The following is a 26,742-nucleotide window of genomic DNA, read 5'->3' as shown; positions in this document are numbered from 1 at the left end:
GGTCATTGATGCAAGAGGCTCGCCGCCTGAAACTCGCCGGCACCCCTCGAACACCCTCCACCCATGACCTCCGCCGCCTCCACGATTGCAGCCGTCGCGCCGTCCACCGCCGCCGGCAAACTCAAGCTCCTCGTCGTCACCCTGGTCCTCGTGGCCGTGGCCGAACTCATCGGCCCGACGCAGTTCAGCGTCGGCCCCGGCAAGGTGGTGCTGCTGCCGATGCTGTGGGCACTGCTCATGGCCGCCGCCTGGGGCATCGCGCACCGGCGCGTGCCGGGCGTGGTGCGCGTGGCCACGGCGCAGCAGTCGCTGGCCGGCGGCCTGCTCAACGCGGGCCTGCTGCTGTTCGTGGTGAAGCTGGGCCTCACGGTCGGCGCCGCGCTGCCGCAGGTCAAGCAGGCCGGCTGGGCGCTGCTGTTCCAGGAGTTCGGCCATGCGCTGGGCACCCTGGCGCTGGGCCTGCCGCTGGCGCTGCTGCTGGGCATCAAGCGCGAGGCCGTGGGCGCCACCTTCTCGGTGGGCCGCGAGGGCAACCTCGTGATCATCGGCGAGAAGTACGGCATGGCCTCGCCCGAAGGCCGCGGCGTGCTGGCCGAGTACATCACCGGCACCGTGCTGGGCGCGCTCTTCATCGCGGTGCTGGCGGGCTTCATCGCCAGCCTGCACATCTTCGATCCGCGCTCGCTGGCCATGGGCGCCGGCGTGGGCTCGGGCAGCCTGATGGCGGCGGCGCTGGGCGCCATCGCCGCGCAGAGCCCGGCCGAGATGCTGCCGCAACTCACGGCGATTGCCGCCGCATCGAACCTGCTGACCACCGTGGCCGGCTTCTACTTCACGCTGTTCCTGTCGCTGCCGCTGTGCTCGTGGCTCTATGGCAAGCTGGAGCCGGTGCTGGGCCGCTTCTCGAAGCATGGCGCACAACAGGGCGCCGCCGTCGACGCGGGCGCGAACGTCTCGAGCGCCGACGTGGCCCACGCCGCGCCGACCTCGCTGCGCGACACGCTGCTGGCCTGGCTGGTGGTGGGCGGCGGCGTGCTCATCGGCAATGCCGTGACCTACAAGGTGCCGGTGCTGGTGTCGCTCGAAGGCGTGCTCGCCGTGGTGGCGATTGCCGGCGCCGTCGAAGCCATCAAGCGCTTCGTGCCGCGCCTGCCGATGGTGCTGGTGCTCTCGGTGGTGGCCACCGTGGTCGGCATCCCGGGCCTGTTCCCCTTCTCCGACGCGCTGATCGCGATCACCGCCAAGCTCAACTTCCTGGCCTTCACCACGCCGGTGCTGGCGCTGGCCGGCTTCTCGGTCGCCAAGGACCTGCCGGTGTTCCGCCGCCTCGGCTGGCGCATCGTGGTGGTGTCGCTCACCGCCACCGCCGGCACCTTCCTCGGCGCCACGTTCATCGCCGAGTTCTTCCACTGATTTCATCCCACGAGAGATTCACGCCATGTACCGCGACCCCGAGATTGCCGAAGACACCCGTGCCCGCATGCTCAGCTGGCGCCGCGACATCCACGCCAACCCCGAGACCGCCTTCGAAGAGCACCGCACCGCCAACGTGGTGGCCAACGCGCTGATGCTCATGGGCCTGCCCGTGCACCGCGGCCTGGCCGGCACCGGCGTGGTCGGCACGCTGAAGAACGGCGAGGGCCCCAGCATCGCGCTGCGCGCCGACCTCGACGCGCTCAACATGCAGGAGCTGGGCACGCAGCCGCACGCCTCGAAGTGCGTCGGCAAGATGCACGCCTGCGGCCATGACGGCCACACGGCCATGCTGCTGGGCGCGGCCGAGCACCTGTCGCGCCACAAGCCCTTCCAGGGCACGGTGCACTTCGTGTTCCAGCCTGCCGAGGAAAACGAAGGCGGCGGCCGCGTGATGGTGGAAGAGGGCCTGTTCGAGCAGTTCCCGGCCGACGCCGTCTACGGCATGCACAACTTTCCGAGCCTGCCGCGCGGGCGCTTCGCGATCCGCAAGGGCACCATGACGGCCTTTCTCGACACCTTCGAGATCGTCATCACCGGCAAGGGCGCCCACGGCGCCATGCCCGAGACCGGCATCGACTCGGTGGTGATCTCGGCCCAGCTCATCAACGCGCTGCAGACCATCGTGAGCCGGCGCACCGGCGCCACCGACGCGGCCGTGGTCAGCGTCACGCAGATCCACGGCGGCGACACCTGGAACGTCATTCCCGAAACCGTGGTGCTGCGCGGCACCGTGCGCACCCTCGACGCCGCCATCCAGGACAAGACCCAGGCGGCGATGCAGCAGATCTGCGACGGCGTGGCCGCCACGCACGGCGCCAAGGTGGCGCTGGAGTACCGCCGCGGCTACCCCGGCGTGGTGAATACGCCGGCCGAGACCGACGCGGCCATCGCGGCGGCGGCCAGCCTGGTCGACCTCGAGCAGGTGCACACCGACATCCCGCCCGCCATGGGCTCGGAAGACTTCGCCTTCATGCTGCAAAAGCGCCCCGGCGCCTACATCGGCATCGGCGCGGGCGAGGGCCCGAACGACCCGAACGTGCACAACCCGTACTACGACTTCAACGACAACATCCTGCCGCTCGGTGCGGCCTACTGGGTGGCGCTGGTCAAACAGCAGCTTCCGGTCGCATGATGCGCTGATGCTCTCCGCCTTCGACATCTTCAAGATCGGCATCGGCCCGTCCAGTTCGCACACCGTCGGGCCGATGCGCGCCGCGCTGCTGTTCGCGCAATCGCTCGAACGGCGCGCCCTGCTCGCGCAGGTGGCGCGGCTGCACGTCGACCTGTTCGGCTCGCTCGGCGCCACCGGCCACGGCCACGCGACCGACCAGGGCGTGATCCTCGGCCTCTTCGGCGACGCCCCCGACACCGTGCGGCCCGAGACCGTGCAGCCGCGCCTCGACGCGCTGCGCCGCACCGGCCAGCTCGCGCTGCTGGGCACCACGCCCATCGCCTTCGATCGCGTGCGCGACATCGCCTTTCGCGGCGAAGAGTCGCTGCCCGAGCATCCGAACGCGATGCGCTTCACGGCCTTCGCGGCCGACGGCGCGGTGCTCGCCGAAGGCACCTACTTCTCGGTCGGCGGCGGCTTCGTCGTCGAGGGCGGGCAGGCGGTGGCGCAAACGGCAGCGGCGGCGGCGGCCGTGCCGCATCCCTTCACGACCGGCGACGAACTCATGGCGCAGTGCCGCGCGCACGGCATCTCCGTGGCCACGCTGGTGCTGCGTAACGAATGCGTGTGGCGGCCCGAGGCCGAGGTGCGCGCGGGCCTGCTGCGCATCTGGGGCGTGATGCAGCAGTGCGTGCAGCGCGGCTTCGGCATCGACAACCCGCTCGCCGCGCACGCGCTGCCTGGCCCGCTGCGCATGCGCCGCCGCGCGCCCGAGCTGCACCGCGAGCTGCTGGCGCAGGCCGGCGCCGCCGATCCGCTCGCGGCCATGGACTGGGTCAACGCCTTCGCGATGGCGGTGAACGAGGAGAACGCGGCCGGCGGCCGTGTCGTCACCGCGCCCACCAACGGCGCGGCCGGCGTGGTGCCCGCCGTGATGCACTACTACCAGCGCTTCGTGCCGCAGGCCAGCGACGAGGGCATCGTCGACTTCCTGCTCACCGCTGCGGCCATCGGCATGCTCTACAAGACCAACGCCTCGATTTCGGGCGCCGAGGTCGGCTGCCAGGGCGAAGTCGGCGTGGCCTGCTCGATGGCGGCCGGCGCGCTCGCCGCCGTGCTCGGCGCCACGCCCGCGCAGGTCGAGAACGCCGCCGAGATCGGCATGGAACACAACCTGGGCCTGACCTGCGACCCGGTCGGCGGCATGGTGCAGATTCCCTGCGTGGAGCGCAACGCGATGGGCGCCGTGAAGGCCATCAACGCCTCGCGCATGGCGCTGCGCGGCGACGGCAGCCACTACGTGTCGCTCGACGCCGTGATCCGCACCATGAAGCAGACCGGCGAGGACATGAAGTCCACGTACAAGGAGACCTCGCTGGGGGGGCTTGCGGTCAACGTGGTGGAGTGCTGAGGCAGCAAGGCCGGCGTCGCTGCGTCAGAATGCGAGGCTCGTCGCGCCGGGCCCCGCAGCCCCCAGGTTCCCACGTCGTTTCCAAGGCGCACGACTTTCAGGAGTCGAGATGCCCATGGCCGGTCTTCCGCGCAGTCTCTTGCCCGGCGTGTTGCGCACCGCGCTGTCTGCCGTGCTGCTGCTGTGCGCCGCGCACGCCGTGCCCGCGGCCGGCGTGTTCCCCGCCGCGCAGTGGGCCACCCCGAGCGCGGCTGAACCGAGCCACTGGTCCGAAGCGAAGCTCAAGGTGGCCGATGCGTTTGCCGCATCGATCAAGTCCGACGCCTACCTCGTGATCGACAAGGGCGTGCTCGTGCATGCCTACGGCGACATCGACAAGCCGATGAACCTGGCCTCGGTGCGCAAGAGCGTGCAGAGCGTGCTCTACGGCATTCACGTCGGCCGCGGCGAGATCGACCTGGACCAGACGCTGGGCCAGCTCGGCATCGGCGACAAGGACGGGCTCAGCGACACCGAACGCACGGCCACCGTGCGGCAGCTGCTGCAGCTGCGCTCGGGGGTCTACCATCCGGCCGCCTACGAGACCGCCCAGGCCAAGGCCGAGCGACCGGCCCGGGGCAGCCATGCGCCGGGCGAGTTCTGGTACTACAACAACTGGGACGCCAACGTGCTGGGCACCGTCTTCGAACGCCGCACCGGACGCAGCGTCTTCGAGGCGCTGAAGACCGACCTGGCCGAACCGCTGCAGTTCCAGGACTTCCGCTACCCGCAGGACACCGAGTCCCGGCTCGAACGCAGCTCCGAGCACCCGGCCCAAGTGATGCATCTGTCGGCGCGCGACCTGGCCCGCATCGGCCTGCTGATGGCGCGCGACGGCATGTGGCACGACAAGCGCATCGTCCCGGCCGGCTGGGTGACCGAAAGCACCACCTCGTACACGACCGTCGGACCCGGCTGGAGCGGCTATGGCTATCTGTGGTGGGTGCCGCTCAAGGGCTTTCCGTTCTGGCAGCGCGGGCCCAATCAGTTGCTCCTGGCCGTGGGCGCCGGCGGCCAGTTCATGATGGTCGATCGCAAGCGCGACCTCGTCGTGGTGCACCGTGTCGACAACAGCAAGGGCTGGTTCCAACGCAGCGAGGTCCGCACCGACCAGTTCGCCGTGCTCGCGGCACACATCCTCGCGGCTGCACCGGTGGCCGCAACCCCTCCCTGAACCCCGAAGGAAAGATGAGGCTCTCATGACCCGCTCCATCGCGCAGAAGCGCGCCGACTTTCGCGCGCTTCATACCCAAGGCTGCTTCGTCATTCCCAACCCCTGGGACACCGGCAGCGCGCGCTACCTCGAAGGCCTGGGCTACCAGGCGCTGGCCACCACCAGCTCGGGCTTCGCGTGGTCGCAGGGCCATGCCGACGGCGCCCTGTCGCGCGACCAGATCCTGGCGCACCTGCGTGAACTCGTGGCCGCCACCGACCTGCCGGTGAACGCCGACTTCGAGAACGGCTTCGCCACCGACGCGCAGGGTGTGGCCGAGAGCGTGCGCCTCGCGGTCGAGACCGGCGTGGCGGGCCTGTCGATCGAGGACTCGACGGGCAACCCCGACGATCCGCTGTTCCCCATCGACGTCGCGGTCGAGCGCCTGCGCGCCGCGCGCCGGGCCATCGACGCGGCAGGCGGCGACACGCTGCTCGTGGGCCGCGCCGAGAACTTCTTTGCCAACCGCCCCGACCTCGACGACGCCATCGCGCGCCTGCGCGCGTACGCCGAGGCCGGCGCCGACTGCCTCTACGCGCCCGGCATCAAGACGCGCGAGCAGATCGCCGCCGTGGTGGCCGCCGTCGCGCCCAAGCCGGTCAACCTGCTGGTCGGCGCGACCAGCGAGCTCACGATGGCGGACATCGCCGCGCTCGGCGTGCGCCGCGTGAGCGTGGGCGGCGGCATGGCGCGCGCGGCCTGGGGCGGTTTCATCCGCGCCGCGCGCACGCTGGCCGAGCAGGGCCGCTTCGACGGCTTTGCCGATGCCACGCCGGGCACCGAGCTGAACGCCTTCTTCCGTCCGTTCGCCGACTAGCTCCAACGTCGTGGATGCGCTGCTCGCCGAAATCCGCGCCTGCCGCGCATGCGAGGCGCATCTGCCGCTTGGGCCGCGCCCGATCGTGCAGGCCAGTGCGAGCGCGCGGCTGCTGATCGTCGGCCAGGCGCCCAGCCTCACGGTGCACCAGACTGGCGTGCCGTGGAACGACAAGAGCGGCGACCAGCTGCGCCGCTGGCTCGGCATCGACCGCGACGTGTTCTACGACGCGACGCGCATCGCGATCGTGCCCATGGGCTATTGCTACCCGGGCCGTGGCAAGAGCGGCGACCTGCCGCCGCGCAAGGAGTGCGCGCCGCTGTGGCACGACCGCCTGCTGGCGCAGATGCCGCACGTCGCGCTGACCTTGCTCATCGGCCAGTACGCGCAGCGCCACTTCCTCGGCAAGACCGCGCGCGGCGGCGTGACGGAAACCGTCGAGGCCTTCGCCGACTACGCGCCGCGCTTCATTCCGCTGCCACATCCGTCGCCGCGCAACACCGCGTGGTTCCAGCACCACCCGTGGTTCGAGAACGACGTGTTGCCGGTGCTGCGCGAGCGCGTGCAGCAGGCGCTCAGCGCGCCTTCTTTTTAGGGGCGGACGGCCTCCTCGGCGGCTTCGCCTCCAGCACCAGCTCGGCCGGCAGCGCATCGTTCCACGACTCGGTGAAGTAGGCGCGGTCGCTCGGCACCAGCTGCGGCAGCACCTCGCGCAGCAGGCCCAGCGAGTGCTCGGCCGCCTTCAGGTCGCCCGCATGCGCCGCGTACCACGCGTGCTCGAACAGCAGGCTGCCCTGCTGCAGGCCGGGGTAGCGGCGTCGCCCGGCCTGGTGGTCGGCCAGCCGCGCCTGCGCCACGTCGACCCAGCGTGCGGGCCAGTTCGCGGTGTCGAAGGCGTCGGCGAGCGGGCCCGCGAGCTTCGACATGGCGGCCGGGTCGAGCGGCTTCTGTGCGCGGAACTGCGCGAGCGTGGGTTGCGCGTCGGGCCGGCAGTGGCCGCGCGCGATGCGCATCAGGTAGATGGCGTTCCATGCCGAGCGGCCCTGGCCGTCGGTGTGGCCGCACAGCCATTCGCTGAAGGCGATCCATTGCACTGCGCGGCGCGTGGTGTCGGCCCGGTGACCGTCGTGTGCGAGCGCCGGCAGGTCGCCCAGGCCCACGCGGTCGAACAGCCATGCGGCCATGCCCATGTTGGCCGCCACGTGCTGCGCGGCATCGAAGGAGTGCGACTCGAAGGCCGCGGCCAGCGCTTCGCCGAAGCGCTGCAGCGACTCTTCGGCCAGCGCCGCCGCGGCCGGGCGGTCGTCGGCGGCCAGCGCGAGGGCGCGCGAGCGGCAGGCCAGCGCCCACAGGTTGCACCACTCGAAGCGCACGTCGGGATGGTGGCGCAGCACCAGCGCGCGCGCCGGGTCTTGCGCCATGCCGCCCAGCAGCGACTGCGCCAGCGGCAGGTCGCGCGCGGTGTAGGCGCACCAGGCCGAGACGATGCACTCCATCGCGCCCAGGTAGTCGTTGCCCGCCACGTGGTGCGCGAGCCGCTGTTTCTTGAGCGCCTGCAGCCGCCGGCGCGCCTGTTCGTTGTCGCCGAGCCGGCGCCACAGCATCGCCTCGTTGAGCGTGACCAGCGCGCGCTGGAAGTCGCTCGCGGCCAGCGTGCCGGCCAGGCGGATGGACTCGAGCGCGCTGCCGTTGCCATTTCCGCCTGCCACCGGCGACATCAGCCGGCCCTGCCGCGCGGCCTGCTGCGAGGCGACCAGCTGCTTCCAGAAGGCGGCGTCCTGCAGGTGCACGGCGTCGGGCGGCGTGATCGTGCCGACGGCCTGCGCCTTGCGGGCGCGCAGGCCGAGGAACGACGCCACCTCGGCGGCGGTGGCCGGTCGGTTGTCCACGAGCAGGCGGAGGCGCTTCGCTTCAGAAGCCGGCAACCAGAACGGCCCTTGGCTGCGCCGCTCGGCGTTGAGAAAGCGCGGCTCGCGCTGCAGGTCTTCGCCCCAGCCGACCTCCAGGCCCCAGGCCTTGAAGTCGCGGAACGCACGGCTCACGACCATGCGCAGCGTGCTGGCGTCGGACACCTCGCCGCGCAGGTCGGCCAGCCGCACGACACCGCTGCCGCCGCCATGGGCATGGGCGTGCTGCATGCGTACCAGCAGCCACAGCGACTGGAAGGCCGCGCGCCGTCCGTCGACGGACTGCGGCGAGGTGAGTTCGATGGAAAGAAGGGCAGGGGAGGCGGTGGAGGGCACGCCCCGGATTGAACCTCAAATTGCCTGCGGCTTCCTGAAGAAACCGCAGGCGAGGTCCAGCGGGTCAGTAGCGGCTGCGGTCGACCAGCTCGGGCACTTCGCTGCGGCCGATGCCCAGGTCGCGCAGGTCGTGGTCGCTCATGCCGGCCAGCAGCAGCACGTCGTCGCGGGCGCGGCGGCGTGTCACGGCGCGGCGGCGCCAGTTGTGCAGGGCGTGCAGCAGGCGTTGATGAAAAGACGGTGGCTTCGGCGCGGTCACGGTGGGCTCCTGGTAGGGGAGCGCTCATCTTCCGGCGGCGCGTGCTATTGTGGAAGTTGAGATTTCTGACATCTTCAATCAGCATTCCTGATGCGACAGCTCAACCTCGACCAACTGCGCACCCTCATCGCCATCGCCGACCTGGGCACCTTCTCGGCGGCGGCGCAGGCGCTGCACCTGGCGCAGCCCACCGTGAGCCTGCACATCAGCGAGCTCGAATCGCGCTTGGGCGCGCAGCTGGTGGTGCGTGGCAACCGCCGCGTCACGCCCACCGCGGCCGGCGCGGCGCTGGTCGAGCGCGGGCGCAAGCTGCTGCGCGACACCGATGAGGCGGTGGAGGCCGTGAAGCGCCAGGCCGAGGGCCGCACGGGCCGCGTGCGGCTGGGCACCTCCACCGGCGTGGTGGTCGACCTGCTGCCGCAGGTGCTCGAGGCGCTGGGCGTGGGCCATGCGGGCATCGACGTCGAGGTGAGCATCCTCGGCTCGGCCGAGGCGATGGCGCGGCTGGCGGCGGGCACGCTCGACATCGGCCTGGTCGCGATGCCGCAGCCGCCGCAGCGCGAGCTGGTGGTCACGCCATGGCGCACGCAGCCCATGATGGCCTTCGTGCCGCCGCGCTGGAAGGCGCCCAAGCGCGCCACGCCGGCCTGGCTGGCGACGCAGCCGCTGATCTTCAACGACGCGACCACGCACATGTACCGGCTGTCGATGGAGTGGTTTGCCGCGGCCGGTTTTGCGCCGCGCGCGCGCATCGAGCTCAACTACGACGCGGCGATCCGCAGCCTGGTGGCGGCGGGCTATGGCGCGGCGCTGCTGCCGCTGCAGCAGACCACCGATGCGGCGCTCAACGAGCGCATGCAGATCGTGCCGGTCACGCCGAAGCTCACGCGCCGCCTGGGCATCGCGCACCGCCCGCACGCCACGCTCGACGGCGCCACGCAGAGCGTGCTGAAGGTGCTGACGGCGTTCCGCCAGCTCTGAGGGCCGTCAGCCCGGCCCGGGCTTGGGGCCGCGCGTGCCCAGCGAGAGGATCTCGTTGGCGTTGACGATGGCCGCGGCGATGTCTTCCATGGTGGTGCGCTTGCTCATGGCCTGTTCGCGGATCAGGTCGTGGGCCTGGCCTTCGGACACGTCGTGCGTCTTCATGAGGATGCTCTTGGCCTCGGCCAGCTGGCGCACGCCGAGCAGCTTGGCCTCGGTCTTGCGCAGGCGCCGCGCGAGCGAGCGGCTTTCCTTGTGGGCTTCGCGCGCGACCACCAGCGCCGACAGCAGGCCGAACGAGCGCACCGGCGACGGCAGCACGGCCTTGGCGCGAATCTCGAGCACGGCCTCGACGATGGTCGGGTTCTCGTAGGTCACGACGGCGATGACGGCGGGGGCGTCCTCGCTCTGGGTCCATTCGAAGCGCAGGTTGATGAAGTCGGGCTGCACGGCCATGAAGGCCACGTCGATGCCCTCGGGCAGGTGCTGCACGGGCGGCCAGAAGGCCTGCACCTGGCAGCCGATGCGCTGCAGTTGCTGGGTGAGCTGCCGGCCGTCTGCGTCGTCGGGGTGGATCACCGCGATCTTCAGCAGCCGCAGCTCCTTGAGCTGCGGTGGCGTCACCCGCAGGGTGTGTCGCTTGGGGGCTGTGCTGTCCACGGTCAGCGCTTTCGTTGGGGGCTGCTGTTGTCCGGGGCGTGTGCGCAGGCCACCGGGTGCTTCCCTCCGCGAATGTCCCCCGGCTTCGCCTCCTCCTTGATTTCGCTGCGGGAAGCACCCGGTGTCCTGCGCACGGGGACACGCTGCCGGGGCTCGCCGATGAACGACCGCTGCCGGTTCATCCTAGAGCTCCAGCGCATCGAGCCGCGCCGTCCAGTCGCCCAGCGAGTGGGTGACGAGGTACGGGTCCGGGTACACCGGGCGCGTCGCCTGGCGCACGATGGTGAACTGCCCGTGTGCGTCGACGCGGCCGATGCGCGGGTACAGGCAGGTGTGGTGGTTGGTCGGGTCGATCTTCACGCGGCCCTGCGGCGCATCGAACTCGCTGCCCAGGATGTGCGGCAGGATCTCCGCGATGCCGTCGGTGCCCGCCTGCCGGAAGGCGTTGGCGAAGATGTGCATCTGGAAGTACGAGGCCTCCCAGCACAGGTTGGGCACGCAGCCGTCGCCGAAGCGCGCGCGCAGCCGCGCCAGGCAGCGCTGGTTGGCGGGCGAATCGATCGATTGGAAATACGGCGCCGCCGTGAAATGGCCCGTGGCCACGCCGGGGCCCATCTGCGAAATCTCGGCCTCCGAGGTCGTGAGGCTCGAGATGGGCATCGTCTTCGGGTCGAAGCCGGCCTCGGCATAGGCGCGGTACAGGCTCGCGGTGGAATCGCCCACCACCGTCGAGAAGATGAAGTCGGGCCGCTTGTCGCGGATGTCGTCCATGATCGCGCGGTAGTCCTTCTCGGTGGCGTCCAGCGCCACATAGCGCTCGCCGAGCTTTTCGCTGCCGGGGCGCTGCATCACCAGCTCGCCCATGATGCGGTTCGACTCGTAGGGGTAGATGTAGTCGGAGCCGATCAGGTACACGCGCGCGCCGAAGTTCGTGGTCATGAACTCGGCCAGCTGCACGCTGTTCTGGTTGGGCGCCGCGCCGGTGTAGATCACGTTGCCCGAGTACTCGAAGCCTTCGTACAGCGTGGGGTAGAACAGCAGCTTGTTCCACTTCTCGATCACCGGGATCACGGCCTTGCGGCTGCTCGACATGTAGCAGCCGAAGAGCACGTTCACGCGGTCCTGCACGATCAGCCGCTCGGCCAGCTGGGCGTAGCGCACGGGGTTCGATTGCGGGTCGTAGCGCACGGCCACGAGCTCGCGGCCGTCGACGCCGCCGGCCGCGTTGATCTCCTCGATGGCCAGCAGCGCGCCCTGCAGCTGCGACAGGCCGATGGTCGAGGTGACGCCGGTCTCGGAATACAGAATGCCGACGCGTAGAGGGTCCCTGTCAGCCACTGGGGTGTCTCCTGGATGTGTGGGCCCTCATTGTGTGCTCCTCCCTGGCTTTCTTCATGCGGTCGGTCAATGGGCGGCGGCCAGCCGCGTGCTCATGCGGGCCAGCCGCGCGGGCAGGCTGCGCGCGTCGTCGGCGATGCAATAGTTGCGCCAGCCGAAGATGCGCCGCACGTACGCATCGGCCGCGCCGTCCACCGCGATGCAGGCGCTGCGCACGCCGGCGTCGCGCGCCTCGGCCACGGCCTGGCGGGCGTCTTCGATCAGGTACTTCGGGTCGTGCACGTCGATGTCCGAGGGCGCGCCGTCGGTCACCAGCAGGATCGCGCGCGGCCCGGCCGGCTCGGCCTGCAGGTGCGAGGCCGCATGGCGCAGCGCGGCGCCCATGCGCGTCGAGTAGCGCCCGCGCACCGCGCCGATCATCGCGCGCGAGGGCGCGGCCAGCGGCTGGCCGAACTCGAGCAGGCGGTAGTAGTACACCTCGGCGCGCGTGTTCGACGAGAAGCCGTGGATGGCGAGCCGGTCGATGCCGCGTGCGTTCGAGGCGGCGAGCAGCAGAGCGGCCTGCTTCTCCAGGTCGAGCAGCGAGACGGCGCCGTGGCCCGCGTCGTTGGCCGACTCGGAGAGGTCGAGCAGCACCAGCACGCTCGACGGGCGCGGCCCCTTGCCGGGGCGCATGAACAGCCGCGCATCGGGCCGCAGGCGCAGGCGGCGATCGACCAGCACCTCGATGGCCGCGTTGAGGTCGATGTCGTCGCCTTCCCACTGGCGGCGCAGGCGGTGCGTGCGGTCGAGGTGGCGCGCGCGGGGCAGGGCGAGCGGCACGATGCGCTCGTTGCCCGCTGCTCCCGAAGTACCCGCAGCGCCCAGGCCCTGCCACGCAGGCAGCTTCTCGATCACCGTGCACCAGTCGGGCCGCAGGCGCTCTTGCGTGCGGTCCCATTCGGGGTAGGTGTAGCGGCCGAGTTCCATGTCGGCGATGCCTTCGGGTGGCGCTTCGCTGCCTTCGTTCGGTGCATCGGAAGGTGGCGGTGGCCGCGCGCCGGTCTGCTGCAGCGCGATGGCTTCGTCGGGCGGTGTCTCGGCCTCGCCGAAATCCCACAGGTAGCTGTTGTCGTCGCGCCAGGGCGCGGGCACGGCGTAGTCCTGCGGCTCGAAGCGCACGCGCATCTGGCCGAGGTCGTTGGCGAGGATCGAGGCGATGGCACGGAAGGCGTCGTAGTCCTCCAGCCCCGCGCGGGCGACCGTCTCGTCGAACAGGCGGCGTGCCTTGTTCACCCAGTGGTTGTCGTCCTGCGCCTCGGCGCGCAGCAGCACGCGGTCCATGCGCGCGACCAGCGCGGCAAAGCGCAGGTCGAGCGGATCGGGCGCGGGCGGCAGCGCGGCGACGAACCAGCCGTGCAGGCCGGGAAAGTCGCGGCACAGCAGCCGCTCGACACGCGCGTCTTCAAGGGCCGAGACCACCGCGATGCCCATCGGCTTGAGCGTGCGCGCCGGCCGCGCAGGCGTCGAGTGGCACAGGTGCGCGACCGCATGCGCGACCATCGCGCGGTGCAGGGGCACGGCTTCGTCGCCCTCGGGCAGCAGCAGCCGGCGCCCCGTGAGCACCGCGCGCGTGCCGGCCCGCGGCTGCACGTCCACATCGACGCCGGCCAGCCCGCGCGCCAGCAGCGAGAGGGCGCCGTGCCCGTCGTTCATCCGAACTGCGCCTCGACAAAGCCCTGCAGCGCGCTCGCCATGTCGGGGTCGTCGGTGAGGGCGCGCGTCATCGTCATGTCGCAGCTGTCGCGCGGCGACACGCCGTCGCGGATCAGCACGCCCGCGTAGATCAGCATGCGCGTCGACACACCCTCGTCGAGCCCGCGGTGCTTGAGTTCGCGCGAGCAGTGCGCAATGGCCACCAGCTTCGCGGCGAGCTCGATGTCGACGCCGGCCTCGTGCGCGACGATCTCTGCTTCGAGCGCGCCGTCGGGGTAGTCGAACTCCAGCGCCGCGAAGCGCTGGCGCGTCGACGGCTTCATGTCCTTCGCGCTGCTCTGGTAGCCGGGGTTGTACGACACCACGAGCTGGAAGTCGGGGTGCGCGTGCACCAGCTCGCCCTTCTTGTCCAGCGGCAGGATGCGGCGCGCGTCGGTCAGCGGGTGGATCACCACGGTGGTGTCCTGCCGCGCCTCCACCACCTCGTCGAGGTAGCAGATGCCGCCGTGGCGCACCGCGAGCGTCAGCGGCCCGTCGTGCCAGGCCGTGCCGTTCGCATCGAGCAGGTAGCGGCCCACGAGGTCCGACGCCGTCATGTCCTCGTTGCACGCGAGCGTGACCAGCGGCCGCCCGAGCGACCACGCCATGTGCTCCACGAAGCGCGTCTTGCCGCAGCCCGTCGGCCCTTTCAGGATCAGCGGCATGCGGTGGCGGTAGGCGTGCCTGTACAGCGCCACCTCATTGCTTGCGGGCCGGTAGAAGGGCTCGGCCTCGATGCGGTACGCGGCGAGCGGATCGTGCACGGGAGCGTTCATGGCGTGGCGAGCAGTTCCTGCAGGGCGTTGTCGATGAAGCGGGTGTCGACAGGGCTGCTGCCGCCGCCCGCGAAGTGGCCCCACACGCCCGGGATCGGGCGGCACTCGGCGTTCGGCATGTGCGATACCTCCCACTCGTTGTCGGCCACCGGAAAGTACAGGTCGCGCTCGGCCGGCATCACGATGGCGCGCGCCTGGATGGCGCCCAGTGCCTTCTTGAAGTCGCCCTTGAACACCGGGTTGTCGCTGATGTCGCCGTGCTGCCAAGACCACAGCATCGCCAGCAGGTTGTTGGCGTCCTTCTTCAGGAAGAAGCCTTCCCAGTAGCCGACCAGGAAGTCCTCGAGCGAGCTGAAGCCCAGCTCGCGCCACAGCTGCTGCATGTAGAAGGGCTGCGACAACCCCCAGCCCGCGTACACGCGGCCCACCGCGCGCAGCCCGCGCGTCGGCGGCGTGGTGTACCAGCCGCCGTTCCAGGCCGCGTCGGCCGTGAGCGCGGCCTTCACGCCTTCGAGGAACACGATGTTGTGCGGCGCCGTCTTCGCCGAACCGCAGAAGGGCGCGATGCGCTTCACCATCTCGGGGTACAGGCACCCCCACTGGTTGGTCTGCTGCGCGCCCATCGACCAGCCCACCACCAGCGCGAGCTGTTCGATGCCGAACTGCTCGGTCACCAGCCGGTGCTGCAGCGTCACGTTGTCGTAGAGCGTGACGTTCGGAAAGCGCGCCAGGTTGTACGGCTCGGGCGTGTTGCTCGGCGAGGACGAGAGGCCGTTGCCCAGCATGTTGGGCACGATGATGAAGTACTTCGCCGGGTCCAGCGCCATGCCGGGGCCGATGAGCCACTCGTTGTCATAGTGCTGGCCCGAGTACCAGGTCGGATAGACGATGGCGTTGCTCTTCTGTGCGTTGAGCGTGCCGTAGGTCTTGTAGGCGAGCTTCGCGCCGCGCAGGGTGGCCCCCCGCTGCAGCGCGACATCGCCGAGGTCGAAGATGTCGTGGTCCATGGGGCGGCGCTTCAGCGGTGCTTGGCCGGTTCGTTCGGGATGCCCTCGATTGGGCACTCGGGCGTGCCGACGGTGGTGCGCGTGAACGACTCCACCCTCTCGCGCGTGCCCTCGGGGTCGTTGATCCACTGCGTGTAGAAGTTGTAGGGGCAGGCCGCCACGCCCTTGTCGCCGTCGCCCGAGTTGATGGTGCCGGTGTAGCCGCGGTGCACCAGCTTGAACAGGTGGTTCTGCGACTGGCCGTTCTTGCGCGCGTCGCGGATCAGGCCCATCGACAGCTCGGCGTAGTTGATGCCCATCTCTTCCTCGCCGCATTCGCCGAGCGTGCGGCCGTCGAAGCCGATGAGCGCCGAGTGGCCGAAGTACGAGTACACGCCGTCGAAGCCGGCCGCGTTGGCCACCGCCACGTAGGTGTTGTTCATGAAGGCCATGGCCTTGGAGACCATGATCTGCTGCTCCTTGGCCGGGTACATGTAGCCCTGGCAGCGGATGATGAGCTCGGCCCCGCGCATCGCGCAGTCGCGCCAGATCTCGGGGTAGTTGCCGTCGTCGCAGATGATGAGGCTCATCTTCATGCCCTTGGGGCCTTCGCTCACGTAGGTGCAGTCGCCCGGGTACCAGCCCTCGATGGGCACCCACGGCATGATCTTTCGGTACTTCTGGACGATCTCGCCCTGGTTGTTCATGAGGATCAGCGTGTTGTAGGGCGCCTTGTTCGGATGCTCCTCGTGGCGCTCGCCGGTGAGCGAGAACACGCCCCACACGTTGGCGCGCCGGCAGGCGTCCGCGAAGATCGCGGTCTCCTCGCCGGGGATGGCCGAGGCGGTGTCGTACATCTCCTTGGCGTCGTACATGATCCCGTGCGTGGAGTACTCGGGAAAGATCACCAGGTCCATGCCCGGCAGGCCTTTCTTCATGCCGACCAGCATCTCGCCGATCTTGCGTGCGTTGTCCAGCACCTCGGCCTTGGTGTGCAGGCGGGGCATCTTGTAGTTGACGACCGCGACGCCGACGCAATCGTTGCTGCTCGAAATATCACCATGTCTCATGACGCTGCTCCTGAAGGGGTGGTTGAAGAAAAAGAGGAAGGGCTACACGGTCAGAAAAGATCGGACCTTGTCCTGGTCGAGGCTCGCGCGCGCTTCGTCGTGCACGATGCGGCCCCGGTCGATGACGAGAAAGCGGTCGGCCAGGTCGAGCGCGAAGCTCAGCACCTGCTCCGACACCACAACGGCGAAGCCGCGCTCGGCGCGCAGCACGTTCAGCGTCTGCGCGATCTCCTTGATGATCGAAGGCTGGATGCCCTCGGTGGGTTCGTCGAGGATCAGCACCTTCGGCTCCGAGATGAGCGCGCGCGCAATCGCCAGCATCTGCTGCTGGCCGCCCGAGAGGTTGCCGGCCTTGCGCTGCTTCATGTCCTTGAGCACGGGGAAGAAGGTGTAGAGGTAGTCGGGCACCGTGCGGTGGCCCGACCTTGCGGCGCCCGACAGGATGTTCTGCTCCACCGTGAGGAACGGGAACACCATGCGCCCCTGCGGCACGAAGGCCAGGCCCTGCGCCACGCGCTGGTAGCTGGGCAGCGTCGTGAGCTCGGCACCGCCCAGGCGGATGTGGCCGCCGCGCGCGGGCAAGAGGCCGATGAGCGACTTCAGCAAGGTGGTCTTGCCCATGCCGTTGCGGCCCATGATGGCGACCGCTTCGTCGGGCGCGACGCGCAGCGACACATCGCGGATGACGTGCGATTCGCCATACGCCACGTTGAGATCGGAGACTTCGAGCATGTGAATTTCTCCTTCGCTCAATGGCCGAGGTACACGTCGATCACGCGCGGGTCGGCCTGCACCTCGGCCGCCGTGCCTTCGCTCAGCAACTTGCCCTGGTGCAGCACCGTGACGCGGTGCGCGATGCGCTTGACGAAGTCCATGTCGTGCTCGATCACGACCACCGACTTGCCGGCCGAGATGCGCCGCAGCAGGTCGCCGGTCTGTTCGCGCTCGCGCGGGCTCATGCCGGCCACGGGCTCGTCGAGCAGCAGCAGCTCGGGCTCCTGCATGAGCAGCATCCCGATCTCGAGCCACTGCTTCTGCCCGTGGCTGAGCTGCCCGGCGCGGTGGCCCAGGCGATCGGCCAGGAAGACCTGCTCGGCCATCGCGTCGATGCGCGTGCGCACGGCGGGCGTGCGGCGAAAGGTCAGCGACTGCAGCAGGCCGTGCATGCGCGGCAGCGAGATCTCGAAGTTCTCCAGCACCGTGAGGTCTTCGTAGACCGAGGGCGTCTGGAACTTGCGGCCCACGCCGGCGCGCACGATCTCGTACTCGTTCAGGCGACCGAGGTCCTGGCCGTTGAACAGCACGCGGCCCGCGCTGGGCTTGGTCTTGCCGCAGACCATGTCGAGCAGCGTGGTCTTGCCGGCGCCGTTGGGGCCGATGATCACGCGCAGCTCGTTGCGCTCGACCGACAGGCTCAGCCCGTCCACGGCCTTGAAGCCGTCGAAGGACACGGTGAGGTCCTCGATGCGCAGGATCTGCTCGCTCGACGGCGGCACCGCCGAGGCGGCCTGCGGCAGTCCGCCGTTGGGCATCGTCATCGTGGCGTTCATGGCGCCACCTCCGAGGTACGGCGGCGCACGAGCTTTTCGCCCAGCCCCGCAAGCCCGTTCGGCATCGCCCACACCACGAGGATGAACACCGCGCCCAGCACGTACAGCCAGCCTTCGGGGAAGGTCTCCGACAGGTACGACTTGAGAAAGCCGATGAGCAGCGCGCCGATCACCGCGCCCGGGATCGACAGCCGCCCGCCGACCGCTGCGTAGATCACCATCTCGACCGAGGCCACGACGCCGATCACGCCCGGTGCGATGAGCCCCACCTGCAGACTGTAGAACGCACCGCCGATGGCCGACAGCACGGCGGCCACCGCGAACACGAAGGCCTTCATGTGTGCCGTGTTGTAGCCGCTGAAGCGTACGCGGTCTTCCTTGTCGCGGATGGCGATCAGCAGCTTGCCGAAGCGGCTGCGCACGATGGCGAGCGACACCATCATCACGAGCGCGATGGCCGCCACCTCGACGAAGTACATCGTGCGCTTGGCTTCATCGCCCGCGATGTCCCAGCCCAGCAGCGTGCGGAAATCGGTGATGCCGTTGGCGCCGCCGGTGTCGCCCTGCTGGCCGACCACCACCACCGTGAGCGTGAGCGCCAGCGACAGCGTGACGATCGCGAAGTACACGCCGCTCACGCGCCGCTTGAAGATCGCGTACGAGAACACGTAGGCCAGCACCGCAGGAATCACGAGGATGCCCGCTACCGTCCAGCCCAGCGAGTGGAAGGGCTGCCACCACGCGGGCAGCTGCTCGACGCTGCTCCACACCATGAAGTCCGGCAGCTCGGGTGCGGAGGCTTCGAGCTTGAGGAACATCGCCATCATGTAGCCGCCCAGCCCGAAGAACATGCCCTGGCCCAGGCTCAGCACGCCGCCGTAGCCCCAGGTGAGCACCACGCCCACCGCGACGAACGCGAAGGCCAGGTACTTGCTCACGAGGTTCAGGCGGAACGCATCGAGCGTGAGCGGCAGCACCACCGCCAGCAGCACCAGCACCGCGAGCAGCGCGCCGAGGTCGCGCTTGCGTTGAGGAGAAAGACCGTGCATGCCTCAGCTCCTCGACCGCGTGGCGAACAGGCCGTTGGGCCGGAAGTACAGCACCGCGATCACCAGCAGCAGGATCGTGGCCTTGGCCATCGAGCCGCTCATGAGGTACTCGAGCCAGGTCTGCGACTGCGCGATGGCAAAGCCCGAGAGCGCGGTGCCGATGAGGCTCTGCACGCCGCCGAACACCACCACGATGAACGAGTCGACGATGTACAGCTGGCCCGTGCCGGGGTTGGTCGAGCCGATCATCGTGAACACCGCACCCGCGATGCCCGCCAGGCCCGAGCCCAGCGCGAAGGTCATCGCGTCGACGCGGTGCGTGTCGATGCCCACCGCGCCGGCGATGGCGCGGTTCTGCGTCACCGCGCGCACCTTCAGCCCCCACGGCGTGCGGTACAGCAGCAGGTACACGCCGACCGCGACCAGGGCCGTGAGCCCGACGATGAAGATGCGGTTCAGCGGCAGCTGGATGCCCGCCGTCGGCTCCCACGCCCCCGCCAGCCACGAGGCCAGCGGCACGCTCACTTCCTGCGCGCCGAAGATCGAGCGGTAGGCCTGCTGCAGCATGAGGCTCAGGCCCCAGGTGGCCAGCAGGGTGTCCAGCGGCCGGTCGTAGAAGAAGCGGATGAAGCCCCGCTCCAGCACATAGCCGAACGCGAAGGTCACGGCGAACGCGAACGGAATCGCGGCGAACAGGTACAGGTCCATGAAGCCCGGTGCGTAGTGCGCGAAGAAGCGCGCCGCCAGGTAGGTCATGTAGGCGCCCAGCGCCATCAGCTCGCCGTGCGCCATGTTGATGACGCCCATCAGGCCGAACACGATGGCCAGCCCGATGGCCATGAGCAGCAGGATGGTGAACAGGCTCACGCCGTTGAACACCTGCATCACCGCGATGTCGAAGTTCATCGCGTTCAGACCTTCGGGAAGGGGTTGGGCTCGACCAGCTGCGGCGATTCCCACACGATGTCGAACTGCCCGTCGGGCCGCGCGCGGCCCACGCGCACCTTCTTCCACACATGGTGGTTGGTGGCGTGGATGCGCACCGTGCCCTCGGGCGCCTCGATCTCCACGCCCGCGGCGGCGGTCGTGACCTTGTCGACGTCGAAGGACTTGGCCTTTTCCACCGCCAGCTTCCACAGGTACACGCTGTTGTAGGCCACCTCCATCGGGTCGCCGATCACGCGGTCCTGCCCGTACTTGGCTTTGAAGGCCTTCACGAACTTCTCGTTGGCCGGTGACTTGATGCTCTGGAAGTAGCCCATGCAGGCGTAGTAGCCGGCGGCGTTGTCGCGGCCGATGCCATCGATCTCGTTCTCGGACACCACGGTCGAGAGCAGCACCTGCTTGGCGCCATCGAGTCCCGCCGCGCGCAGCTGCTTGTAGAAGGCCACGTTGGAGCCGCCCACCACCGTGCTGTAGATGCAGTCGGGCTTGGCGGCCTTGATCTTGTTGATGATCGACGAGAACTCGGTGTGGCCCAGCGGCGCGTACTCCTCGCCGAGCACCTTGCCGCCGGCTTTCGCGATGGCGGGCTTGGCGATCTTGTTGCAGGTGCGCGGGTAGATGTAGTCGGAGCCGACGAGGAAGAAGTTCTTGCCCTTCTCGCGCGCCATCCATTCCACCGCCGCGATCACCGACTGCGTGGCTTCCTGCGAGGGGTAGAACACGCGCTTGTCCTGCTCCTGGCCCTCGTAGTAGGTGGGGTAGAACAGCAGGCCCTTGGCCTGGTTGAGCACCGGCAGCAGCGCCTTGCGCGAGGCCGAGGTGTAGCAGCCGATGATGGCCGCCACCTTGTCGCGTTCCAGCAGCTTGCGCGCCTTCTCGGCGAACACCGAGTTCTCGCTTGCGCCGTCCTCGACCACGGCCTCGATCTTCTTGCCCATCACGCCGCCGGCGGCGTTGATCTCCTCGATGGCCAGCTTCTCGGCGTCGACCAGCGAGGCCTCGGCGATGGCGATGGTGCCCGAGAGCGAGTGCAGCAGGCCGAGCTTCACGGTGGTGCCGTCCTGCGCGCGGGCCAGGCCGGCCACGCCGCCGGCGGCGCCCAGCACGATCATCGAGCCGCCGGTCTTCACGATCTGGCGGCGGTTGAAAGCGTTCGTCATGTCAAATTCCTTTGCTTTGGTTTTGTGCGAGTCATCAGGAACATCCGACCTTCGGAACCGCGTTTTGGGTGTCTCCTCCCGCCGCGCGGCCCCTGCAAACGAGCGCTGTGCTGCCAGTGCTTTTTCTTCGGGCAAAGCTGCGCCACCGGATGACGCGCATCCGTTTGAAAAAGGCGTTGTTGCGACCGAAAAAACAAAAAAGCCCGAACCGGTGGTGAAACCGATTCGGGCTTAATTGCCCGACACCTCGCTGGCAGCACTGGCAGCGGGCGTCGTATGACTGGGAACGATTGCTCGTTGGGGCGGATTCTTCTCAACTCACCCCGGCGTGAACATACGCTCTTTCGCTAATTGGCGAAAGGGCGGCGCGTGTGCTATTCGCGCGCAGCGCCTGAACAGATCAGCTGCGCGGGCGTGCGTAGTCCGACTCGATCCACGCGGTCGCGCTCGAGGTCGTGAGCCGGAACGCGGGCGACACGTTCACGCTCGCCAGTTCCGAGTCGTCGGCATCGTCATACGCCGTGAGCGTGGCCGAGGGGTTGTCTTCGTCGGGCACGATCGACAGCGCCACGCGCACGCGCTGGTCGTTGCGCGCGGTCACCGTCACGCTCTTGTTGAGCGTGGCGTGCAGCTGCTGTTCGTGGCGGCGGATCACCTCGGCGGCGGTCTTCACCAGCGTGTGGAAGGCGGGGGTGTCCAGCGGCTTGGGGTTCTTCTTGTCGCGGCCCATGGTCCAGGGGCCGACGAGCGCGGGCTCGGGGTCGCCGTGGCGGGTCATCTCGACGGCCCAGCCGTCGTCTTCCTCGTTCTTGATGATGCGGGCGGTCCAGAGGTCGTCGCGCCAGAGGCGGGGTTCCTGCAGGGGGAGGTGGTCGGGGGAATCGGTCGTCGTCATTCAGGGAGAAGCTTTGGGTCTTGCGCGGGGCATTGTCGCCCGGGGCGCGGGGGCCGCCGCCGCGCCCACGTACTGTTGCAAGCCCTCGACCAGCGCATCGAAGGCCACGCGGCAGCGCGGGCTGTGGCGCAGGTCTTCGTGCATCGTGACCCAGGTGTCGAGCTTCAGCGAGAGCGCGCGCGGCAGCAGGCGCACCAGCGCGGCGTCGCGCTTGGCCAGGCCCACCTGGCACACGCCGATGCCCGCGCCCGCGCGGATGAGGGCCAGCTGCGCGAGGTCGCTGTCGGTGCGCAGCGCAAAGGCATCGCGCGTGAAGCCCGTGACCGACTTGAACGACTTGATCGCCTCGCGCACGAAGGCCGAAGGCTGGTCGTAGCCGATGAGCGCGTGCGTCGCCAGGTCGTCGGGCGTGCGCGGCGTGCCGTGGCGCGCGAGGTAGCTGGTGTGCGCATGGAAGCCCAGCTCGATGTTCCCGATGCGGCGCGCCACCAGCTGCGCCTGCCGGGGCCGCACCATGCGCACGGCGATGTCGGCTTCGCGCCGCAGCAGGTCCTGCACGCGGTTGGTCGACACCAGCTCGACCTTCAGCGCCGGGTGTGCCTCGCGCAGCCGCGCCACGACGGGCGGCAGCACCTCCACCGCGACCACCTCGCTGACCGACACCCGCACCACGCCGCGCACGCCGTCGCCCTGGCTGCTGGCCGCGCGCTGCAGCGAGGCGGCGGTGCTTTCCATGGCCTCGGCGTGCGTGCGCAGGGCGAGCGCCACTTCGGTGGGCAGCAGGCCCACCTGCGAGCGGGTGAAGAGCACCACGCCGAGCGCTTCTTCGAGCGCCGCCACGTGGCGTCCGACGGTGGGTTGCGTGATGCCGAGTGCGCGCGCCGCGCCCGAGAGCGAGCCTTCGCGCAGCACGCCGAGGAAGGAGCGGTACAGCTCCCAGCTGATGTTCCAGGTCATACGGAAATGTATGGCCGGTGGTGCATGTTCGGCAATTCCATTCGAACCCCATCCTGCCCAGAATTCATCCATCGATCACTGTTCAGGAGCATTTCATGGCACGCAACGACAACACGGTTCTGGTGCTCGGCGCCACGGGCGGCATCGGCGGCGAGGTGGCCCGCCAGCTGTGCGATGCGGGCTGGGAGGTGCGCGCCCTGAAGCGCGGCGCGGTCGAAGGAAAGCGCGAGGGCATCACCTGGCTGGCCGGCGATGCGATGGACGCGCAGGCCGTGCGGCGGGCCGCGAAGGGCTGTTCGGTCATCGTGCATGCGGTCAACCCGCCGGGCTACCGCGGCTGGTCGGAGCTGGTGCTGCCGATGCTCGACAGCACCCTCGCCGCCGCGAAGGCCGAGGGCGCGACCGTCGTGCTGCCCGGCACGGTCTACAACTTCGGCCCCGATGCCTTCCCGCTGCTGGCCGAAGATTCGCCGCAGCGTCCGCTCACCGCCAAGGGCGCGATCCGCGTCGAGATGGAAAAGCGCCTCGAAGACGCCAGCCGCGAGGGCGCGCGCGTGCTGATCGTGCGCGCCGGCGACTTCTTCGGCCCGAAGGCGGGCAACAACTGGTTCTCGCAGGGGCTGGTGAAGGCGGGCCAGCCCGTCCGGGCCGTCAGCTGCCCCGGCGACCCCGGTGTGGGCCACCAGTGGTCGTACCTGCCGGACGTGGCCCGCACCATGGTCGAGCTGCTGGCGCGGCGCGACCGGCTCGCGCCCTTCGCGCGCTTTCACATGGCCGGCCATTGGGACGCCGACGGCACGCGCATGAGCGACGCGATCCGCAAGGTGGTGGCCCGGCGCACCGGCGCCCAGGTGCGCGTGTCGGCCTTTCCGTGGTGGCTGCTGGCGCTGGCCTCGCCCTTCGTCGTCACCTTTCGCGAACTGCGCGAGATGCGCTACCTGTGGCGCACGCCCGTGGGCATGGACAACGCGAAGCTGGTGGCCTTCCTGGGGCGCGAGCCGCACACGCCGCTCGAGGAAGCCGTGGAGGCCGCGCTCGGCGGCATGGGCTGCCTGCCCGTGGCGCCGGTGGCCGTCGCGGCCTGAACGTGCGTCAGAACACCGACAGCCCGGTGCGCGCCACGAACATCTCCAGCGCCTTCATGCCCAGCAGCGAGTTGCCGGTCGCATCGAGCGCCGGCGACCACACGCACAGCGTGAGCGTGTCGGGCACCACCGCGACGATGCCGCCGCCCACGCCGCTCTTGCAGGGCAGGCCGATCGAAAAGGCCACGTCGCCGGCCGCGTCGTAGGTGCCGCAGGTGAGCATCAGCGAGTTGATGCGGCGCGTCTGCCGCTCGCCCGTGACCTCGGGCTCGCCGGCGATCGGGTGCGCGCCGTCGCGGCACAGGAAGGCGGCGGCGCGTGCGAGCTGGCGGCAGCTCATGCGCAGCGCGCACTGGTGGAAGTAGGTGTCGAGCACCTCGGCCACATCGTTGTCGATCTTGCCGAAGCTCTTCATGAAGTTGGCCAGCGCGACGTTGCGAAAGCCCGTGTCGGCCTCCGACTGCGCCACTTCATCGTCGAAGCCGATGCGCTCACCGCACAGGCTGCTCATGAGCGCGAGGATGTCGGCCTTGGCGCTGCCGCCCTTGGCCTTGGCCTGGCTCACGAGCCGGTCGGCCACCGCGATGGCGCCGGCATTGATGAAGGGGTTGCGCGGCTTGCCCTGCTCGTTCTCCAGCTGCACCAGCGAGTTGAAGGGGTTGCCCGAGGGCTCGCGCCCGATGCGCTCCCACAGCGCGTCGCCCATGCGCTGCATGGCGAGCGTGAGCGTGAAGAGCTTGGACACGCTTTGAATGGAGAAGGGCGTCTCGAAGTCGCCCGCGCCGGCTTCCTCGCCGTCGCAGGTGCGCAGCGCAATGCCGAACTGCCGCGCATCGACGCGCGCCAGCGCCGGGATGTAGCTGGCCACGGTGCCGCCCTGGCCGAGCTGCAGGCGCAGGGTGGCGACGATCTCGTCGAGGACGGGCTGGAATCGGTGGAGTTTCTTGCTCATGCCGGGCGTTGTACCGCAGGCCGCCGGTTCACCAGCACGATGCCCAGCGCCACGCCGATCAGCGCCACCACCAGCTGCAGCGTGAGCGGCTCCTTCAGCAGCGCCACGCCGAAGATCAGCGCGAACAGCGGCGTGAGAAAGGTGAAGGACGACATCTGCGTCGCCGGGTAGTGCCGCAGCAGCCACATCCAGGTGAGGTAGCTGGCGAAGGCGCCCACCACCGTCTGCAGGCCGATGGAGGTCCAGGCCCAGGCGGAGTACGAGAAGCCCCAGGTTTCGCCCAGCGCGAGCGACAGCAGGGGGCAGACGGCGGCGGTCACGGCCACTTGGTAGAAGAGCGTTTTCTCGGCGCTGGCCGTGGCCAGGCGCGTGGTGCGCAGCGTGAGCGTGGTCAGGCCCCAGAGCATGCCGGCCGCCAGCGCCATGCCGTCGCCGATGAGCTGCGACGAACTCATGTGGCCGAAGCCTTCGCTGAAGGCCAGCACCACGCCCGCGAACGCGATGAACAGGCCCAGCCACTGGAAGCCGCGCAGCCGCTCCGCCGGCACCCAGCGCGGCAGCAGCAGCGAGACCCAGAAGGGCGCGGTGTACAGGAACACCGTGAGCCGTGAGGCGCTGGTGTGCTGCAGGCCCAGGTAGATGCCGGCAAATTCGCCCGCGAACAGCAGGCCGGCCAGCAGCCCGGGCCACAGCGTGCCGTCGCGCTCGAACAGCGGCACGCGCCGCACCGCGCACCACAGCCACAGCAGCGCCACCGCGCCGACCATGCGCACCGTGGCCTGCCACAGCGGCGGCACCTCGGTCACGGTGGTCTTGATGAGGATCTGCTGCAGGCCCCAGAACGCGCAGCAGACGATGAGCAGGCCGATGGCCAGGGAGTCGAGGTGGGTCTTGCGCTGGATCATTCGCGGTCAATCGGTGGCGGCACGGGCCGCGGAATTCATCCGATGATCGTATCGCGCCGGCGAAGAACCCGTGCGGCGCCGCTCAGTGCCCGGCCAGCGGGTAGGGCGGCTTGCCGCGCGTGCCCACCATCAGGTCGGGCACCACGGTCTCGACCTCGGCCACGGTGCGCGCCGCGCGTTCGAGCTTGCGGGCCAGGGCCGCGTCGGGCACGCAGCCCTGAAGGTAGACCCAGCGGCGCTGCACCGTGACCCACACGCTGCTGCGGCGCACGCCCGGCACCGCGAGCAGCGCGGCGCGCACCTTCGGCGCGAGCGGCTTGTCGTAGCGGTAGGCGTTGCTGTCGGTGCACTTGCCCGCGAGCCAGCAGCTGGTGCCGCGCTCCAGCCGCGAGTGGGTCTGCGCGCGGCGTTCCTCGGCGGTGTAGTAGGGGCCCTGCGGCATGGGGCAGGCCGGCAGGCCCGCGGTGACCTGGAAGAAGGGGTCGTCGAACCAGTTCTGCCGCAGCGGCGATGGCTCAGTGGTGCCCTGCGCCGTGGCGATCCGCGCGGCGAGCAGCAGGACGGCCAGCAGCGCGGGGCGTTTCACAACGGGTGCTCGGTGTAGAAGCGCCCGCCGTGGAACAGCAGCGGCGAGGCGTCGGGGTCGTGCATGCAGCGCTCCACCTCGCCCACGAAGATCACGTGGTCGCCTTCGTCGTAGCGGCTGCGGTTGAAGCACTCGAAGCTGGCCGCCGCGCCCTGCAGCACCGGCGCGCCGCCCAGGCCGTCGGTGTAGGCCACGTCGGCCCAGCGGTCGATGTTCTTGGTGGCGAAGCGCTCCGCCAGCGCCTTCTGGTTGGCGGCCAGGATGTTGACCGCGTAGTGCGAGCCGGCGCGCAGCGCCGACATCGACGCCGCCGCGCGCGCCAGGCTCCACAGCACCAGCGGCGGCGCGAGCGACACCGAGTTGAACGAGTTGGCCGTGAGGCCGACCAGGCTGCCGTCGGCCGCGCGCGCGGTGACGATGGTCACGCCGGTGGCGAACATGCCGAGTGCCTTGCGGAATTCGCCGGGCGAGAAGGTGGGGGGCTGGGCCCGGCGGGAGGTGGTCACGGGAGAACGGACGGCAAGGCGGTGAACGGCGGAGAAGG

Annotated in this window: 28 protein-coding genes; 9 read left to right on the top strand and 19 right to left on the bottom strand. The window is 69.7% G+C overall.

What is annotated here, in order from left to right:
- Nucleotides 1-63 precede the first annotated feature (63 nt).
- The 6 genes from AC07XP_RS14110 (at nucleotide 64) to AC07XP_RS14085 (ending at nucleotide 6,662) form a co-directional block, all read left to right on the top strand.
- The gene (locus AC07XP_RS14110; RefSeq protein ID WP_495265021.1) at nucleotides 64-1,413 is read left to right on the top strand and encodes a DUF3100 domain-containing protein; all 1,350 of its coding nucleotides are present in this window, start codon (nucleotides 64-66) and stop codon (nucleotides 1,411-1,413) included.
- A 25-nt stretch (nucleotides 1,414-1,438) separates the two neighbouring features.
- Entirely contained in the window at nucleotides 1,439-2,608 is a 1,170-nt protein-coding gene (locus AC07XP_RS14105) for a M20 aminoacylase family protein (protein WP_495265020.1), read from the top strand.
- 4 nt (nucleotides 2,609-2,612) lie between these two features.
- Nucleotides 2,613-3,998: an L-serine ammonia-lyase gene (locus tag AC07XP_RS14100; RefSeq protein ID WP_495265053.1), complete on the top strand. Its 1,386-nt coding sequence runs from the start codon at nucleotides 2,613-2,615 to the stop codon at nucleotides 3,996-3,998.
- A gap of 115 nt (nucleotides 3,999-4,113) precedes the next feature.
- A complete protein-coding gene (locus tag AC07XP_RS14095) occupies nucleotides 4,114-5,211 on the top strand; it encodes a serine hydrolase domain-containing protein (protein WP_495265019.1) in 1,098 nt (365 codons plus the stop codon).
- Nucleotides 5,212-5,236: 25 nt separating this feature from the next.
- Nucleotides 5,237-6,067: an isocitrate lyase/PEP mutase family protein gene (locus AC07XP_RS14090; RefSeq protein ID WP_495265018.1), complete on the top strand. Its 831-nt coding sequence runs from the start codon at nucleotides 5,237-5,239 to the stop codon at nucleotides 6,065-6,067.
- A 10-nt stretch (nucleotides 6,068-6,077) separates the two neighbouring features.
- Complete coding sequence (locus AC07XP_RS14085) at nucleotides 6,078-6,662, top strand: uracil-DNA glycosylase family protein (protein ID WP_495265016.1); 585 nt, start codon at nucleotides 6,078-6,080, stop codon at nucleotides 6,660-6,662.
- Here AC07XP_RS14085 and AC07XP_RS14080 read toward each other — a convergent pair.
- Nucleotides 6,643-8,310, bottom strand: a complete 1,668-nt coding sequence (locus tag AC07XP_RS14080; RefSeq protein WP_495265015.1) for a hypothetical protein — start codon at nucleotides 8,308-8,310, stop codon at nucleotides 6,643-6,645. The genes AC07XP_RS14085 and AC07XP_RS14080 overlap by 20 nt on opposite strands.
- Nucleotides 8,311-8,374: 64 nt before the next feature.
- Complete coding sequence (locus AC07XP_RS14075) at nucleotides 8,375-8,569, bottom strand: YjiS-like domain-containing protein (RefSeq protein ID WP_062470397.1); 195 nt, start codon at nucleotides 8,567-8,569, stop codon at nucleotides 8,375-8,377.
- Between the two features lie 90 nt (nucleotides 8,570-8,659).
- Here AC07XP_RS14075 and AC07XP_RS14070 point away from each other — a divergent pair, with 90 nt between their 5' ends.
- The gene (locus AC07XP_RS14070; RefSeq protein ID WP_095948497.1) at nucleotides 8,660-9,550 is read left to right on the top strand and encodes a LysR family transcriptional regulator; all 891 of its coding nucleotides are present in this window, start codon (nucleotides 8,660-8,662) and stop codon (nucleotides 9,548-9,550) included.
- A 6-nt stretch (nucleotides 9,551-9,556) separates the two neighbouring features.
- Here AC07XP_RS14070 and AC07XP_RS14065 read toward each other — a convergent pair whose 3' ends face one another.
- From AC07XP_RS14065 to urtA, 11 genes are all read right to left on the bottom strand, one after another.
- On the bottom strand, nucleotides 9,557-10,210 hold the full coding sequence (locus tag AC07XP_RS14065) for an ANTAR domain-containing response regulator (RefSeq protein ID WP_095948498.1): 654 nt from the start codon (nucleotides 10,208-10,210) through the stop codon (nucleotides 9,557-9,559).
- Between the two features lie 183 nt (nucleotides 10,211-10,393).
- Nucleotides 10,394-11,548 (bottom strand): transporter substrate-binding domain-containing protein, encoded by a 1,155-nt coding sequence (locus AC07XP_RS14060; protein WP_062470403.1) that lies wholly within the window; start codon nucleotides 11,546-11,548, stop codon nucleotides 10,394-10,396.
- A 66-nt stretch (nucleotides 11,549-11,614) separates the two neighbouring features.
- The gene (locus AC07XP_RS14055; protein WP_495265014.1) at nucleotides 11,615-13,243 is read right to left on the bottom strand and encodes a nitric oxide reductase activation protein NorD; all 1,629 of its coding nucleotides are present in this window, start codon (nucleotides 13,241-13,243) and stop codon (nucleotides 11,615-11,617) included.
- The gene (locus AC07XP_RS14050) at nucleotides 13,240-14,058 is read right to left on the bottom strand and encodes a CbbQ/NirQ/NorQ/GpvN family protein (RefSeq protein WP_495265013.1); all 819 of its coding nucleotides are present in this window, start codon (nucleotides 14,056-14,058) and stop codon (nucleotides 13,240-13,242) included. Before AC07XP_RS14050 ends, AC07XP_RS14055 begins: the two co-directional genes overlap by 4 nt.
- Nucleotides 14,055-15,065 carry an alpha/beta fold hydrolase gene (locus AC07XP_RS14045; protein WP_495265012.1) on the bottom strand — a complete coding sequence of 337 codons (1,011 nt, stop codon included), beginning with the start codon at nucleotides 15,063-15,065 and terminating at the stop codon, nucleotides 14,055-14,057. The genes AC07XP_RS14050 and AC07XP_RS14045 overlap by 4 nt, the downstream gene beginning before the upstream one ends.
- A gap of 11 nt (nucleotides 15,066-15,076) precedes the next feature.
- Complete coding sequence (locus AC07XP_RS14040; protein WP_095743110.1) at nucleotides 15,077-16,114, bottom strand: aliphatic amidase; 1,038 nt, start codon at nucleotides 16,112-16,114, stop codon at nucleotides 15,077-15,079.
- A gap of 42 nt (nucleotides 16,115-16,156) precedes the next feature.
- The gene (gene urtE / locus AC07XP_RS14035) at nucleotides 16,157-16,846 is read right to left on the bottom strand and encodes an urea ABC transporter ATP-binding subunit UrtE (protein ID WP_495265011.1); all 690 of its coding nucleotides are present in this window, start codon (nucleotides 16,844-16,846) and stop codon (nucleotides 16,157-16,159) included.
- A 17-nt stretch (nucleotides 16,847-16,863) separates the two neighbouring features.
- On the bottom strand, nucleotides 16,864-17,646 hold the full coding sequence (gene urtD / locus AC07XP_RS14030) for an urea ABC transporter ATP-binding protein UrtD (protein ID WP_495265052.1): 783 nt from the start codon (nucleotides 17,644-17,646) through the stop codon (nucleotides 16,864-16,866).
- 14 nt (nucleotides 17,647-17,660) lie between these two features.
- Nucleotides 17,661-18,713 (bottom strand): urea ABC transporter permease subunit UrtC, encoded by a 1,053-nt coding sequence (gene urtC, locus AC07XP_RS14025; RefSeq protein ID WP_495265010.1) that lies wholly within the window; start codon nucleotides 18,711-18,713, stop codon nucleotides 17,661-17,663.
- A gap of 3 nt (nucleotides 18,714-18,716) precedes the next feature.
- Nucleotides 18,717-19,619 (bottom strand): urea ABC transporter permease subunit UrtB, encoded by a 903-nt coding sequence (gene urtB / locus AC07XP_RS14020; RefSeq protein WP_062470432.1) that lies wholly within the window; start codon nucleotides 19,617-19,619, stop codon nucleotides 18,717-18,719.
- A 5-nt stretch (nucleotides 19,620-19,624) separates the two neighbouring features.
- Nucleotides 19,625-20,818 carry an urea ABC transporter substrate-binding protein gene (urtA, locus tag AC07XP_RS14015; RefSeq protein WP_495265009.1) on the bottom strand — a complete coding sequence of 398 codons (1,194 nt, stop codon included), beginning with the start codon at nucleotides 20,816-20,818 and terminating at the stop codon, nucleotides 19,625-19,627.
- Here urtA and AC07XP_RS14010 point away from each other — a divergent pair.
- Nucleotides 20,817-21,053, top strand: a complete 237-nt coding sequence (locus tag AC07XP_RS14010) for a hypothetical protein (RefSeq protein ID WP_495265008.1) — start codon at nucleotides 20,817-20,819, stop codon at nucleotides 21,051-21,053. The genes urtA and AC07XP_RS14010 overlap by 2 nt on opposite strands.
- 165 nt (nucleotides 21,054-21,218) lie before the next feature.
- Here AC07XP_RS14010 and AC07XP_RS14005 read toward each other — a convergent pair whose 3' ends face one another.
- Together AC07XP_RS14005 and AC07XP_RS14000 are read right to left on the bottom strand one after the other, a co-directional pair.
- The gene (locus AC07XP_RS14005) at nucleotides 21,219-21,713 is read right to left on the bottom strand and encodes a hypothetical protein (RefSeq protein WP_070061358.1); all 495 of its coding nucleotides are present in this window, start codon (nucleotides 21,711-21,713) and stop codon (nucleotides 21,219-21,221) included.
- Nucleotides 21,714-22,670 (bottom strand): LysR family transcriptional regulator, encoded by a 957-nt coding sequence (locus AC07XP_RS14000; RefSeq protein ID WP_495265007.1) that lies wholly within the window; start codon nucleotides 22,668-22,670, stop codon nucleotides 21,714-21,716.
- 95 nt (nucleotides 22,671-22,765) lie between these two features.
- Here AC07XP_RS14000 and AC07XP_RS13995 point away from each other — a divergent pair, with 95 nt between their 5' ends.
- The gene (locus AC07XP_RS13995) at nucleotides 22,766-23,755 is read left to right on the top strand and encodes an NAD-dependent epimerase/dehydratase family protein (protein WP_495265006.1); all 990 of its coding nucleotides are present in this window, start codon (nucleotides 22,766-22,768) and stop codon (nucleotides 23,753-23,755) included.
- A gap of 7 nt (nucleotides 23,756-23,762) precedes the next feature.
- Here the strand turns inward: AC07XP_RS13995 and AC07XP_RS13990 are convergent, their stop codons facing one another.
- The 4 genes from AC07XP_RS13990 to AC07XP_RS13975 form a co-directional block, all read right to left on the bottom strand.
- Entirely contained in the window at nucleotides 23,763-24,707 is a 945-nt protein-coding gene (locus AC07XP_RS13990; RefSeq protein ID WP_495265005.1) for a glutaminase, read from the bottom strand.
- Nucleotides 24,704-25,612 carry a DMT family transporter gene (locus AC07XP_RS13985; protein WP_062470449.1) on the bottom strand — a complete coding sequence of 303 codons (909 nt, stop codon included), beginning with the start codon at nucleotides 25,610-25,612 and terminating at the stop codon, nucleotides 24,704-24,706. Before AC07XP_RS13985 ends, AC07XP_RS13990 begins: the two co-directional genes overlap by 4 nt.
- Before the next feature lie 82 nt (nucleotides 25,613-25,694).
- On the bottom strand, nucleotides 25,695-26,198 hold the full coding sequence (locus tag AC07XP_RS13980; RefSeq protein ID WP_495265004.1) for a BON domain-containing protein: 504 nt from the start codon (nucleotides 26,196-26,198) through the stop codon (nucleotides 25,695-25,697).
- A complete protein-coding gene (locus tag AC07XP_RS13975; RefSeq protein ID WP_495265003.1) occupies nucleotides 26,195-26,704 on the bottom strand; it encodes a flavin reductase family protein in 510 nt (169 codons plus the stop codon). The genes AC07XP_RS13980 and AC07XP_RS13975 overlap by 4 nt, the downstream gene beginning before the upstream one ends.
- Nucleotides 26,705-26,742 lie beyond the last annotated feature (38 nt).

It is taken from the genome of Variovorax sp. GW531-E2, from assembly GCF_059423125.1.
This window is presented reverse-complemented; position numbering and strand designations above follow the sequence as displayed.

What these genes read in the sequence shown, in the direction of transcription:
- urtD (WP_495265052.1), bottom strand. Translation starts at nt 17,646, where the DNA reads ATGCCCAACGGCGGACTGCCGCAGGCCGCCTCGGCGGTGCCGCCGTCG.
- urtC (WP_495265010.1), bottom strand. Translation starts at nt 18,713, where the DNA reads ATGCACGGTCTTTCTCCTCAACGCAAGCGCGACCTCGGCGCGCTGCTC.
- urtA (WP_495265009.1), bottom strand. Translation starts at nt 20,818, where the DNA reads ATGACGAACGCTTTCAACCGCCGCCAGATCGTGAAGACCGGCGGCTCG.
- AC07XP_RS14050 (WP_495265013.1), bottom strand. Translation starts at nt 14,058, where the DNA reads ATGAACGCTCCCGTGCACGATCCGCTCGCCGCGTACCGCATCGAGGCC.
- AC07XP_RS14045 (WP_495265012.1), bottom strand. Translation starts at nt 15,065, where the DNA reads ATGGACCACGACATCTTCGACCTCGGCGATGTCGCGCTGCAGCGGGGG.
- AC07XP_RS14110 (WP_495265021.1), top strand. Translation starts at nt 64, where the DNA reads ATGACCTCCGCCGCCTCCACGATTGCAGCCGTCGCGCCGTCCACCGCC.
- AC07XP_RS14105 (WP_495265020.1), top strand. Translation starts at nt 1,439, where the DNA reads ATGTACCGCGACCCCGAGATTGCCGAAGACACCCGTGCCCGCATGCTC.
- AC07XP_RS14090 (WP_495265018.1), top strand. Translation starts at nt 5,237, where the DNA reads ATGACCCGCTCCATCGCGCAGAAGCGCGCCGACTTTCGCGCGCTTCAT.
- AC07XP_RS14010 (WP_495265008.1), top strand. Translation starts at nt 20,817, where the DNA reads ATGTCAAATTCCTTTGCTTTGGTTTTGTGCGAGTCATCAGGAACATCC.
- AC07XP_RS14000 (WP_495265007.1), bottom strand. Translation starts at nt 22,670, where the DNA reads ATGACCTGGAACATCAGCTGGGAGCTGTACCGCTCCTTCCTCGGCGTG.
- AC07XP_RS14070 (WP_095948497.1), top strand. Translation starts at nt 8,660, where the DNA reads ATGCGACAGCTCAACCTCGACCAACTGCGCACCCTCATCGCCATCGCC.
- urtE (WP_495265011.1), bottom strand. Translation starts at nt 16,846, where the DNA reads ATGCTCGAAGTCTCCGATCTCAACGTGGCGTATGGCGAATCGCACGTC.
- AC07XP_RS13995 (WP_495265006.1), top strand. Translation starts at nt 22,766, where the DNA reads ATGGCACGCAACGACAACACGGTTCTGGTGCTCGGCGCCACGGGCGGC.
- AC07XP_RS14055 (WP_495265014.1), bottom strand. Translation starts at nt 13,243, where the DNA reads ATGAACGACGGGCACGGCGCCCTCTCGCTGCTGGCGCGCGGGCTGGCC.
- AC07XP_RS14040 (WP_095743110.1), bottom strand. Translation starts at nt 16,114, where the DNA reads ATGAGACATGGTGATATTTCGAGCAGCAACGATTGCGTCGGCGTCGCG.
- AC07XP_RS13985 (WP_062470449.1), bottom strand. Translation starts at nt 25,612, where the DNA reads ATGATCCAGCGCAAGACCCACCTCGACTCCCTGGCCATCGGCCTGCTC.
- AC07XP_RS14005 (WP_070061358.1), bottom strand. Translation starts at nt 21,713, where the DNA reads ATGACGACGACCGATTCCCCCGACCACCTCCCCCTGCAGGAACCCCGC.
- AC07XP_RS14095 (WP_495265019.1), top strand. Translation starts at nt 4,114, where the DNA reads ATGGCCGGTCTTCCGCGCAGTCTCTTGCCCGGCGTGTTGCGCACCGCG.
- urtB (WP_062470432.1), bottom strand. Translation starts at nt 19,619, where the DNA reads ATGAACTTCGACATCGCGGTGATGCAGGTGTTCAACGGCGTGAGCCTG.
- AC07XP_RS13990 (WP_495265005.1), bottom strand. Translation starts at nt 24,707, where the DNA reads ATGAGCAAGAAACTCCACCGATTCCAGCCCGTCCTCGACGAGATCGTC.